This is a genomic window from Flavobacterium sp. HJ-32-4, assembly GCF_022532105.1.
GTDB lineage: Bacteria > Bacteroidota > Bacteroidia > Flavobacteriales > Flavobacteriaceae > Flavobacterium.
Window position 1 is genome coordinate 359,310 of sequence record NZ_CP092832.1, and the last position, 12,229, is coordinate 371,538.

Here is a 12,229-nt window from a genome sequence, read left to right on the forward strand (position 1 = left end):
TAACCTAATAATCCTAGAATAAGATGGCTCACAAGAAAGGCGTCGGTAGTTCCAAGAACGGACGCGAATCAGAAAGCAAACGTCTGGGCGTTAAGATTTTCGGCGGGCAGGCTGCAATCGCCGGTAATATCATCGTGCGTCAGCGCGGCTCAAAACATAACCCAGGCGACAACGTATATATGGGCAAAGACCACACCCTACACGCAAAAGTAGACGGTGTTGTACGTTTCCAGAAAAAAGGCGACAACAAGTCGTATGTATCGATCGTTCCGTTCGAAGCATAAGACAATCGCTCCTTATACGAACAAATCCCGCTTTCGAGCGGGATTTTTGTTTAGGATGGGTTCGGGTTCGTATAACTTTTTAATTCCATTTATTCCGTTCGCATATTACATCTTCTCGGATACAATCTTGACCGTTTTCGTCTTGTTGTCAAAGAATACGGAACGAAATTCCCCGTTCGTGAACTCGGCCGAAAACTCCCGTTTGCTTTTGTCATCCTTATACTTGTCGAGATAACGCTCTTTATCGACGTCCGGAAATAGCGTTTCGGACTTATCTGTTCCAATTTGGGTGAAGTCTGCGCTGACCGTAAATTCGATGGCCCTGGTTTTCTCACTGACTATGTCGATTTCGGCATCGGCGGGATGTGCGGGTCCAAACCCCCTCGGCATCGACATCTGCTGTTGGCGCATCATTTGCTGCTGCCACATCATTTGCTGCATGAACCATTGGAAATGCCACCAATCATGGTTATAGTTGTATTCGTTACGGTCGACGCGATCGATTCGTACTGCAAGATCGCCGCTACGCATTTTGTTGACGGTGACGGTGGCCGCAATATTGCTTTTGACGACCTGCTTTAGGTATTCGGAATAGGCATCGGGATTGATTTTGACGTCGCTGAGTGAAAATTGCCTCACCGCCTCACCGCGGTCAAGATCGAAAACCTTCATCGTGACCTCATTTTTGTCAATGCCCACGACAGCCAGTTTGTCATCTATTACGTAATCCGCGGTTTTCCTGACCTCGGACGGAAAATCGAGAGCTATAGTGGAATGGGCCAGTTTCTTTTCGACGAGATCAAACAGGAAGGTCTCCGTTTCCTTGCTGTCGCTAAGGGTGTATATAATCGCATTGCGTGTAATGTATCCTTTTGCGGGGGCAATCGACCCGTTCTTTACGAACTCCTGCTGGTTGACAGCTTCTGGTTTGGCGAAGGAGAGTTTGCGAAATGCTTTGGCCGTATCGGCAGAAGCTTTGATTGTCGTCAATACGGCTTTACCCCCCGTTGTTATAGTTTTTACCTCAAGTTCATTCGTCTTCTTATTGAACTCAACCAGCACGGTTTTATCAGAAAGGCGGAAAAGGTTGTCGTAAGGCAATTTCTGCTCTTCATTACCCACCGTAAAGCTGCCGCTTCTGAGATCGTAGTCCAATATCGAAATGGTTTTCTTCTCGGAACTGTATAGTACCAGTGTGAATGTCTCACCGTTGCGGTGGTACGATGCGATTTCGAATTGGATCTTTGAAACGAACGGGTCCAGGGCTTTGACCTCCGACCGATCATCGAGATGGTACGGAGTGACGGTGAAGTTCTTAGACACACTGTTCTTTGTCATCACGACATGTACTGTAGCATTGCCCAGGACGGCGCTGTAGGTGCCCTCTACCTTCTCATCTTTGTCGGGTTTTATCTCGAAGGGAGTGCCTGCAAAACCTAAACCTGAAACGAACAGCAATAACAGATACATTGTCTTCATCTTTTTTTTTGTTCGAAAGATATTCGATTTCGGTTCAAAAAGCAACGGTCCAATACGCCTACATTTGCGCTACTGTGGCGCGTCGCAGGCCCTCAACCGGAGGATGAAGGAAACCCACATGGTTCACCGAAGGCGTCTCAAGACGTACGAAATCGCCACGGCCGGGTCGTCTTTGAAAGGAGCGAGATCGGGGTGCGTTTTGTCCTGTGAACACGAATGCGTAACTGTATGTATGCACAGTACAGCACATGACCATATTCATTCGCTAATTACTACATCCGCTAATCAAAAAAGCCCCAGCGTCTCCGCCAGGGCTTTATCTCATTCGCTAGTTAATAACGATAGTACTCCGGCTTATAAGGTCCTTCCACCTTCACACCGATATACTCCGCCTGCTCCTTGTTCAGCTCCTCGAGCTCAACACCCAGTTTCGCAAGGTGCAGTTTCGCTACTTTCTCATCGAGGTGTTTCGGCAGCATGTAAACGTCGTTACCGTATTTGTCAGCGTGTTTCCACAACTCGATCTGCGCCAGTGTCTGGTTGGTGAACGAGTTCGACATTACGAAACTTGGGTGGCCTGTCGCACATCCCAGGTTTACCAAACGGCCTTCCGCCAGGATGATGATGTCTTTGCCATCGATGGTGTATTTGTCAACCTGTGGCTTGATTTCCACTTTCGACGCACCGTAGTTTTTGTTTAACCATGCCATGTCGATCTCATTGTCGAAGTGGCCGATGTTACACACTACCGTCTTATCTTTCATTTGTTCGAAGTGACGGCCTACCACGATGTCTTTGTTACCGGTAGTCGTGATCACGATGTCGGCCGTAGCGATCACCGTATCCAGTTTCTTCACTTCAAATCCGTCCATTGCCGCCTGAAGCGCACAGATCGGGTCAATTTCCGTCACGGTTACGATAGAACCGGCACCACGGAAAGAAGCCGCTGTACCTTTACCTACGTCACCGTAGCCACATACTACCACACGCTTACCAGCCAGCATCAGGTCAGTCGCACGACGGATCGCGTCAACTGCCGACTCCTTACAGCCGTATTTGTTGTCGAATTTCGACTTCGTCACCGAATCGTTTACGTTGATCGCCGGCATCGGAAGCGTACCATTCTTCACACGCTCATACAGACGGTGTACGCCTGTAGTCGTCTCTTCAGACAGACCTTTGATACCTGCTACCAATTCCGGATAACGATCCAATACCATGTTGGTCAGGTCGCCACCGTCGTCAAGGATCATGTTCAAAGGCTGACGGTCTTCACCGAAAAACAGCGTTTGCTCAATACACCAGTCGAATTCCTCTTCGTTCATTCCTTTCCAGGCATACACCTGAAGGCCCGCTGCTGCAATCGCAGCTGCTGCGTGGTCTTGCGTAGAGAAAATATTACAAGAGCTCCAGGTCACTTCCGCGCCCAGTGCTTTCAGCGTCTCGATCAACACCGCCGTCTGTATCGTCATGTGCAAGCACCCTGCGATACGTGCGCCTTTCAATGGCTGCTCGTTCTTATATTCCTCGCGAAGCGCCATCAGTCCGGGCATTTCAGCTTCCGCCAGTTCGATTTCCTTCCGTCCCCAGGCCGCCAGCGAAATGTCCTTCACTTTATAGGCCACATACGGCAATGTCTGTGTGCTCATCATTATTACGTTGATTTACTGAAAAAATTTTTGCAAATTTACGGAATAAGGTTGGGAATAACCAATGAGCAATTGTGAAATTCAACCTCCTTGTAACCAACTCCGTACGTTTAATTTTTTTGAAGCTTTTTCCGGCTGTTCGCTGCAAGCTTTTTCCCGCAACGCCGCTTTTGCGACCGCGCCTCCCGGCTTCCTCCGGTCGCCGTCGCCACGGGCAAAACCAGGCGTCGCGTGCAAAAAGGCTTTCCGCTGCCATCCGGGCTAGGGCTTCCTTCTGACCATGCCGCTTTATACTACCCTTACCGTCGATGACCACGCCCGGCTTTACGTCTGGAAAATCACCGAATCGTATGACGAACTGGCCACAGGCATGCGACTGAAACCAGCCAGCGAAGCCCGCCTGTCAGGCATGAAGTCCGAACAGCACCGCCGCGGCTTCCTGTCTGTACGCGCCCTGCTGCACGCCGCCGGCTACTCCGACTTCGACCTTTATTATGATGCCTCCGGCAAACCACACCTGCTCGACGGCCGCTATATTTCCATCAGTCACTCCTTTGGTTTTTCCGCCATCATCGTCTCCGACCGTCTTACCGGCATCGACCTGGAACTCCGCCGCGACAAAATCCGCCTCATCGACTACAAGTTCGCCGAACATGAAATGAAGTACCTTAACCCTGAGTACCACGACGACTACATCGCGCGGCTGACCGTCATCTGGGGCGTCAAGGAAGCCATTTTCAAAATCCGGAACGAACCCGGAATCAGTTTCAAAGACCATATCTTTGTACTTCCTTTCGAAAGGGCAACGGGCCAGGCCACAGCCGAACTGCACTTCGGCGACCGCCATGCCCCGTTCGACATCCGCTTTCTTGAAATCGAGGATTACACTATTGTTTATGCCTTTGAAAAATGACGTCATACCCTCGCTCTACGGCCACCTGCTCGACGCCCGGTCACGCGGCGAAAAAGCACTTGCCGTATTGATCGACCCCGACAAGGTTACTCTGGCACAGGTTGACGCGTTGTCGCATCGCCTCGAAGCCTCCCCGGCCACCTACCTGTTTGTAGGCGGAAGCACCGGCCCTACCGACCACCTCGATGAACTGGTACTGGCGCTGAAGGTCCGAACCGGACTTCCCATCGTGTTGTTTCCCGGGCATCCGTCGCAACTGTCGCGCCACGCCGATGCGTTGTTGTACCTCTCGCTTCTTTCCGGTCGCAATCCCGATTTCCTGATTGGGCATCATGTGGCCTCGGCCCAGGCGGTGGTGGCCTCCAAACTGGAAGTCATCCCCACCGGCTATATTCTTTGCGGCAGCGACGACCGTACTTCCGTGGCACGTGTCAGCGAAACAGCCCCCCTTCCGTTCGCCGACGGTGACCACATCGTCGACACAGCCCTTGCCGCACAATTGCTAGGCAAACAACTGGTCTATCTCGAAGCAGGCAGCGGTGCCCGCGAAGCCCTTCCCGCGGATATAATCAAACGCGTAGCCGACCAACTTTCGATCCCATTGATCGTTGGCGGTGGCATCCGTACCCAAAAAGGCATCCACGACGCCCACCATGCCGGTGCCGACCTCGTCGTAATCGGAACGGCATTTGAAAACGACCCTGATTTCTTCCTCCATGGATGAGATCGTTTCCTTCCTGCTCAACCCTTACCGCGATAGGCCCGTCTACGCCATCGTACTGGAAGCACTCACGTTCGTACTGGGCATCGCCAGTGTATGGCTCGCACGAAAGACCCATATCCTTACCTATCCGGTAGGACTTATCGCGACCGCCATCACCGCCTGGCTCTTGTATGAAGCCGGTTACCTTGGCGACATGAGCGTCAATATCTACTTTACCCTGATGAGTTTTTACGGCTGGTACCGGTGGTCGAAAAACCGTAACGCCGATTCCGATATTGCGATTTCCAGAACGACAAAACGTGAAAAAATAGCAGGTTTCGGCTTGTTTTGTCTCACAATTGTCGTAATTTTCGGGATTTACGCCGCTTTTGACATGGAAATCGAAACGGCGAATTATATTGACATACTGACCTCAGGGCTCTTTTTTACCGCGATGTGGTTCATGGCCCTGAAAAAAATCGAAAACTGGACGCTCTGGATCGTAGGCGATTGTATCGCCGTGCCACTCTACTGGCACCGCGGTCTCGGCATCCTGGCGCTGGAGTACGTCGTTTTTACGGCACTGGCGATAATGGCATACCAAGAATGGAGAACACTACTGAAACACAAAACAACGCGATAAAACAACTCAAACGCGCCTATCCGGAATTTACGGATGACGACTTCATCCAGATCGCGGCACACGGACTTACCCCCGCCGACGTCCTGCGGCAACTGCAGATTTTCGAGACCGGTATCGGCAAGGCCCATTTAGACCGGCCGGCCGTAATCGGCGATGGCATCCGGGCGTATTCAGAAGTCGTGCATGGTGAATTTGCCGCTTTTTTTGACAGCGTCCGCGACCAATACCGACTGAAGAAATTTGTTCCTGCGTCTGGTGCGGCCAGCCGGATGTTCAAGTTCCTGAGCGAATTCCGCAATGAATTCGACATCAGCCGTGAGACCATCAACGCGTACATCAACCGTAAAGGCGCAAAAGAGCTGCAGATTTTCCTGGCCGGGCTCGAAAAATTCCCGTTCTACGAAACCGTACGGAGCGCCTTGCGTCAACGGCAGCCGCAGTTCGAAACCTTTACCCGAGACCACCAGACACTCTGCTTTATCGACACTATGTTGTCGGAAAACGCACTCGATTATACCAATCGCCCGAAAGGTGTACTGCCCTTCCATAAATACTTCGACCACACCGCCGTTCCGGTGGAAGAGCATTTGAATGAAGGGGCGTATTATGCCGCTTCCAACCGCGAATCCCACATCCATTTCACGGTATCAGAGGCACATCGCACCCTGTTTGAAGACGCCGTAGATGCGGTAAAGGACAAAATCGCACGCCGTTCCGGAAATGAAATTTCCATCCGGTTTTCGTACCAACAAAAAGCAACCGACTCCATTTCCGTAGACGAACACAATCGCCCCTGCCGACACGATGGCGAACTGCTATTTAGGCCCGGTGGTCACGGCGCGCTCATCCGCAACCTGGGCGAGTTGGATTCCGACATTATTTTTATCAAAAATATCGACAACGTCATCCAGAACCACGTCGCCGAGACGACGCTCTATAAAAAATCACTTGCGGGCATCCTGGTCAGCACCCAGCAAAAAGTATTTGGCTATTTACAGGCCCTTGAGACGGCCACGACTCCGGCGAAACTGGCGGAAATCCGCTTGTTCGTCGAAACCGAGCTCTCTCTATCCATCATGGACGACTTCGACAAATTTACCGACGACAATAAAATCGCCTACCTCCGTGATCGCCTCAACCGACCGATTCGCGTGTGTGGCATGGTACGCAATGAAGGCGAACCCGGCGGAGGCCCTTTCTGGGTGCGGAGTCCGAAAGGTTCGCTCTCGCTACAGATCGTCGAATCGGCACAGGTCGACCATGACAATAAAACGCAGGTCGGCATCCTGAAGAGCGCCACCCACTTCAACCCTGTTGATTTGGTGTGTGGCATACGCGATTATAAAGGACAGAAATTCAACCTCGATCACTTCGTCGATACCGAAGCCGGATTCATTGTCGAGAAAGCCAAACACGGTAAATTGGTAAAAAGCTACGAACTACCCGGACTCTGGAACGGCGCCATGGCTAAATGGATCACGCTTTTCGTGGAAGTGCCGCTCATTACCTTCAACCCGGTGAAAACGGTCAATGACCTGTTGAAACCGGCCCACCAGCCGCAACTTTGATGGATGCTGAGAAACTGCGCGCAGAACTACAATACAAAGCCGTCAGGAGCTCCGGTCCCGGCGGACAAAACGTCAATAAAGTCGCTTCTAAAGTTGTCGTGACCTTTGACGTCGACGCATCGAACGCCCTTGACGACGATGAAAAAGGAAGGTTGCGCGAAAAACTGGCCTCGCGACTCACATCGGCGCACGTACTCATGATGGCCGCCGATGACGACCGCAGCCAATTGACGAACAAGGAAATTGCAACCCGTCGTCTTCTCGAACTTATCCGAAAAGCACTCCTCGTGCCCAAAAAACGAAAACCGACCAAAGTACCGCGCGCGGTGATCGAAAAACGCATCAAGGCAAAAAGAACCACTTCGGAAATCAAGCGAAACCGGCGGAAACCGGAGTTTTAAATTGTCCGTGGGTCGTAATGGGTATTCATCTTTAACAAAAGATGCGGTTTTCCCGTAAAACGGTGTCGCCGGGAAATCGTAGCTTGGCTTCGGGGAGGGGCCGATGCCTTTCCCTACCGAAAAAAACCGACATAGCCATACGGGAAAACCGCACATTTTGTTAATCTTTACGCGTGTGACCCGATACCATCCGCAGATCGGCAACCTCAATCCGTCAAGGCTTCTCTCGAAGCGGATTCAGACAACTATCAAATACGTTAATCCAATCCGATTTATTGAAACTCTGGGGTCCTAGTTCCAGATTCGTTCATCGAACCAAAAATAAGTTCCTTCTATCTCATTACATGTTTAACAATTTCTACGGTTTTCCCGTAAAACGGTGTCGCCGGGAAATCGTAGTTTGGCTTCGGGGAGGGGCCGATGCTATTCCCTACCGAAAAAAACCGACATGGGAATACGGAAAAACCGCACATTTTGTTAATGTTTCAGTGCCGGACATCAAGATCGACTAAACAAATGTCAAAAAACACCCGCGAACGCAAAAAAACCAACTCTTCTCCGTATTTTCGCGTCGTCTCAAAGGGGTGCTCTACCAAGGGCTGAGATTATACCCGACGAACCTGGGCAGGTAATGCTGCCAAGGGACTTACGACTGCCGGAGTGCACGCCGCAGTCGCGGATTTTCAAGTTTAACCAAAGGATAATAGCCCCTTTTATTCGTAAATCATTTACGGATGAAAACTCTTTTCCATTTTGCTTTTGGGCGTGCCGCCGGCCCATTACCCTCGGCGGATCTTCAACATGTATGCAAGGGCCGCCGTCGGGCTGTCCGTTCCAAGTCCTCGCTCGTACCTCGCTGCGGGCTTTCCTCTCCCATCCCTCACGCAATCATGGCACTGGCGCTGGCGTTTTCGGTTTCAACCCGCGCCCAGGAAAAACCCAATGATTCACTGAAGGGGCTCGACGAGGTGCAGGTGTCCTCCATCCGGGCAACGGCCAAAACGCCGGTCAGCTTCAGCAACCTGTCAAAACAGGAGATGGCCTCACGCAATCTGGGCCAGGACATTCCCATGCTGATGCAGTTCCTTCCATCGGTTGTCACCACATCCGACGCCGGAAACGGTTTCGGCTACACGGGCATCAGGGTCCGCGGAAGCGATGCTACCCGCATCAACGTCACGCTCAACGGCATCCCTTACAACGACGCCGAAAGTCACGGTACGTTCTGGGTGAACATGCCCGATTTTGCGTCGTCGGTACAAAACCTGCAATTACAGCGGGGTGTGGGAACGTCTACCAACGGAGCCGGTGCCTTCGGGGCCAGCCTGAACCTGCTGACCGATTCCTACAGCGAAAAGGCGTTTGCCGAAATTTCGAACTCGTTTGGCAGCTTTAACTCGCGTAAACACACCGTCCGGTTCAGCACCGGATTGCTCAACGACCACATTGAAGTGGCCGGACGGCTTTCGAACCTTGCCTCCGATGGCTACATTGACCGTGCCACCTCGCGACTGCGATCGTATTTCCTCCAAACGACCTTCGTCGACAAGGGAACGCTGGTAAAAGCGTTGGTGTTTGGCGGTAGCGAAAAGACGTATCAGTCGTGGTACGGACTCGAAGACCCAGAGAAACTCGACAACGACCGTACGTTCAATCCGGCAGGTATGTATATCGACGACAGCGGGAACATGCAGTTTTACGACAACCAAACCGACAACTACAACCAGGATCACTACCAACTCCACTGGAACCAAAGTTGGAGCGACCGTTGGACGAGCCATGTAGCCCTGCACCTCACCAAAGGCAAAGGGTACTATGAAAACTATGAGGTAGGTGAAACCATCGATTTTGGATCAGGACCGGTAGAAACCGACATGATCAACCAGAAATGGCTTGACAACGACTTCTACGGCATCGTTTCATCCTGGCAATACAAAGGCGATGCGCTGCAGGTCACCCTCGGCGGTGGCTGGAACCACTATGACGGCGCCCACTTCGGTAAAATACTGTGGACGCGCGACGTAGTACTTCCTTCTTATGGCTTTCGGTTTTATGACGACGCTGTAAAAAAAGACGGAAACGTGTATGCCAAAGCCAATTACGACCTGGGCAACGGCTGGAACCTGTTTGGTGACCTGCAATACCGTCGCGTTTCGTACGATGCCAACAGCGACGAAACCGGGATAGTACGCGATCGGTTTGACTTCTTCAACCCGAAGGCCGGTATTACCTTCCGAGCCAACGAAAAAAACAGCGTATACCTTTCGTATGGCCGTGCCAATCGAGAACCTAACCGTACTGATTATGAAAACGGAAGTCCACGCCCCGAACGCCTCGACGATTTCGAACTTGGCTGGCGCTACACCGGGAAAGCGCAGTTCAACCTTAACGCCTACTACATGCGCTACCACGACCAATTGGTGTTGACCGGGGCCCTTGATGATGTGGGCAACCCCATCCGGGCCAACAGCGGAAAAAGCTACCGCCTGGGAATAGAAGCGGAAGCGGTCGTGCCCCTAAGCGACAAATGGACCCTTCGCCCGAATGTGACGTTGAGCCAAAACCGCAACGAAGACTTCCTCTTCCAGCGGGATGGGGTGCTAACCAATTTGGGTAATACCGAAATCGCCTTCTCTCCGTCGGTCGTGGCTGCCAATGCTCTTTCCTTTCAACCAATTAAAGCGCTGACCGCAACGTTCCTGACGAAGTATGTGGGAAAACAATACATGGGTAACATCGATTCCGAAACGTCGGCACTCGATGCCTATTTCGTAAACGACCTCAACGTCTCGTATGCCTTCACCCCGAAAAAATTCTTCAAAAAAGTCATTCTAAACCTACTGGTCAACAATGTGTTTAACGAAGAATATGAGTCGAATGGTTACTTCTATACCTATGACGACGACTTCTCCACGCCCGGCACCATCACCACGGTAGAAGGTGCGGGCTTCTATCCGCAGGCAGGCACGAATTTCCTGTTGGGACTGACCTTATCACTATAAGATGAAGGCCAAAAAAGAAGAAACCTCCGGAAGTACATTCCGGAGGTTTTGTTTTCTATTACCGTCAGTTATACACCCGAATGTGTCGGTCGTCAATCACCTCCACCCGATACGGACGCATGGTATATTGGTAAGGACCCGTGCCGTCAAACAGGCTGTAGGTGTGATTGGGCTCCGTACAGGTGCAAACCGCGTTGAGTCCGTCTATGTCCATCGTAGAACATGGTTTCGGCGCCTCGTTCGGGCAAGCCGCTTCCCAGGCGCGGTAATCGGTTGAGGAAACCCGCATGACGATGATGCCGCTAACTCCGCTTGTGCCGTTGTTGATATACACCGGATTCATCGGAATAGTGAGGCCGCTGTTCGTGGGAAGGTTCTCATCTATGGTGACCGAAAAGCTATAATCGGGCAAATACGGATTGCGGTAGCGAACGTTGTCGGATGAGCAGGCAGCCAGTAGGCCAAGACCCCATCCCAGGAGCAGTATTTTTTTCATTTCGTTTTTCAAGGCAATTGTTGGATACAAATTTAATTTTTTTACTTTTGGGCGGATGCCGGATGGTGTTTAATACGTCGGCATCGTTGAAAAAACGTATCTTTGTGAAAAGAAATCCCGTCGCGATGGGATTTTTTCTGTTTATATAACGGGATTGCGGTCGTTTTCATATGCAAGGGAAAAAGTGTGTGACTGGCGATTCCGTAAATTTTTATTGAACTATGAGTACAGTATCCTACTACACGGCCGAAGGCCTCAAAAAACTGAAAGACGAACTCGACCAACTGAAAAACGTCGAGCGACCGAAGGCGTCGCAGGCCATTGCCGAAGCGCGCGATAAAGGCGATTTATCGGAGAATGCCGAATACGATGCTGCCAAGGAAGCACAGGGTTTGCTGGAAATGCGTATTTCCAAACTCGAAGACCTGTATGCCAATGCCCGTCTTATCGACGAATCGCAACTCGACCTGTCGAAAGTACTCGTACTATCGAAGGTAAAGATAAAGAACGTCGGCAACGGCATGGTGTTGAATTATACCCTGGTCGCGGAAAGCGAAGCCGACCTGAAAAGCAACAAAATTTCTGTAACCTCTCCGATCGGCAAAGGCCTTTTAGGAAAATCGGTCGGTGACCTTGCCGAAATTACCGTTCCGAACGGGAAACTGCAGTTTGAAATACTTGAAATTTCGCGCGACTGATGGCATCGATTTTTACCCGTATCATCAACCGGGAAATTCCGGGACACATCGTGTCAGAAGACGATCGCTTCATTGCCATACTGGATGTCAACCCCAACACCGAAGGCCACACACTCTGCATCCCGAAGACTGAAATCAACAAGCTCTTCGATATGGAAGAAGAGCACTATCTGGCCTTAATGGCCTTTTCACGCAAAGTCGCCCAGGCACTGGAGAAAGCCGTCCCCTGCAAAAGAATCGGTGTGGCGGTTGTGGGATTGGAAGTACCTCATGTGCACGTCCACCTCATCCCCTTACACGACATGGACGATATGCGGTTCCAACGGAAGGTGAAACTGTCAGACGATGACTTCAAACGCATCATTGCGGCGATACAGACGAACCTATAGCCTT

At 51.2% G+C, this 12,229-nt stretch carries 12 protein-coding genes and 1 riboswitch; of the genes, 9 read left to right on the plus strand and 3 right to left on the minus strand.

The genetic code is table 11. The annotated features are described in order from the left end of the window. Positions 1–23: 23 nt before the first annotated feature. A complete protein-coding gene (rpmA, locus tag MKO97_RS01365) occupies positions 24–284 on the plus strand; it encodes a 50S ribosomal protein L27 (RefSeq protein ID WP_241104284.1) in 261 nt (86 codons plus the stop codon). Between the two features lie 105 nt (positions 285–389). Here the strand turns inward: rpmA and MKO97_RS01370 are convergent, their stop codons facing one another. Both MKO97_RS01370 and ahcY read right to left on the minus strand, forming a co-directional pair. Beyond that, positions 390–1,763 (minus strand): hypothetical protein, encoded by a 1,374-nt coding sequence (locus MKO97_RS01370; protein WP_241104285.1) that lies wholly within the window; start codon positions 1,761–1,763, stop codon positions 390–392. A 332-nt stretch (positions 1,764–2,095) separates the two neighbouring features. After that, the gene (gene ahcY / locus MKO97_RS01375) at positions 2,096–3,412 is read right to left on the minus strand and encodes an adenosylhomocysteinase (RefSeq protein ID WP_241104286.1); all 1,317 of its coding nucleotides are present in this window, start codon (positions 3,410–3,412) and stop codon (positions 2,096–2,098) included. A 280-nt stretch (positions 3,413–3,692) separates the two neighbouring features. On the opposite strand from ahcY, the gene MKO97_RS01380 reads away from it, so the two are divergent. The 6 genes from MKO97_RS01380 to MKO97_RS01405 all read left to right on the plus strand — a co-directional run bounded on the left by MKO97_RS01380 (position 3,693) and on the right by MKO97_RS01405 (position 10,642). After that, positions 3,693–4,325, plus strand: coding sequence for a 4'-phosphopantetheinyl transferase superfamily protein (locus tag MKO97_RS01380; RefSeq protein WP_241104287.1), 633 nt, complete (start codon positions 3,693–3,695; stop codon positions 4,323–4,325). Continuing rightward, positions 4,309–5,049: a geranylgeranylglyceryl/heptaprenylglyceryl phosphate synthase gene (locus tag MKO97_RS01385; protein ID WP_241104288.1), complete on the plus strand. Its 741-nt coding sequence runs from the start codon at positions 4,309–4,311 to the stop codon at positions 5,047–5,049. Before MKO97_RS01380 ends, MKO97_RS01385 begins: the two co-directional genes overlap by 17 nt. A 1-nt stretch (position 5,050) precedes the next feature. After that, positions 5,051–5,671: a nicotinamide riboside transporter PnuC gene (gene pnuC, locus MKO97_RS01390; RefSeq protein WP_371820448.1), complete on the plus strand. Its 621-nt coding sequence runs from the start codon at positions 5,051–5,053 to the stop codon at positions 5,669–5,671. Then, positions 5,635–7,239, plus strand: coding sequence for a DUF4301 family protein (locus MKO97_RS01395; RefSeq protein ID WP_241104290.1), 1,605 nt, complete (start codon positions 5,635–5,637; stop codon positions 7,237–7,239). The genes pnuC and MKO97_RS01395 overlap by 37 nt, the downstream gene beginning before the upstream one ends. Beyond that, complete coding sequence (gene arfB / locus MKO97_RS01400) at positions 7,239–7,640, plus strand: alternative ribosome rescue aminoacyl-tRNA hydrolase ArfB (RefSeq protein WP_241104291.1); 402 nt, start codon at positions 7,239–7,241, stop codon at positions 7,638–7,640. Before MKO97_RS01395 ends, arfB begins: the two co-directional genes overlap by 1 nt. Positions 7,641–8,210: 570 nt before the next feature. After that, positions 8,211–8,303, plus strand: a riboswitch (TPP riboswitch). A gap of 227 nt (positions 8,304–8,530) precedes the next feature. Continuing rightward, complete coding sequence (locus MKO97_RS01405) at positions 8,531–10,642, plus strand: TonB-dependent receptor (RefSeq protein ID WP_241104292.1); 2,112 nt, start codon at positions 8,531–8,533, stop codon at positions 10,640–10,642. A gap of 64 nt (positions 10,643–10,706) precedes the next feature. Here MKO97_RS01405 and MKO97_RS01410 read toward each other — a convergent pair whose 3' ends face one another. Beyond that, positions 10,707–11,138, minus strand: coding sequence for a hypothetical protein (locus MKO97_RS01410; RefSeq protein ID WP_241104293.1), 432 nt, complete (start codon positions 11,136–11,138; stop codon positions 10,707–10,709). A gap of 221 nt (positions 11,139–11,359) precedes the next feature. Here MKO97_RS01410 and greA point away from each other — a divergent pair, with 221 nt between their 5' ends. Together greA and MKO97_RS01420 are read left to right on the plus strand one after the other, a co-directional pair. Beyond that, positions 11,360–11,836 carry a transcription elongation factor GreA gene (greA, locus tag MKO97_RS01415; RefSeq protein WP_241104294.1) on the plus strand — a complete coding sequence of 159 codons (477 nt, stop codon included), beginning with the start codon at positions 11,360–11,362 and terminating at the stop codon, positions 11,834–11,836. Further along, on the plus strand, positions 11,836–12,225 hold the full coding sequence (locus MKO97_RS01420) for an HIT family protein (protein WP_241104295.1): 390 nt from the start codon (positions 11,836–11,838) through the stop codon (positions 12,223–12,225). Before greA ends, MKO97_RS01420 begins: the two co-directional genes overlap by 1 nt. The last annotated feature ends 4 nt before the right edge of the window (positions 12,226–12,229 follow it).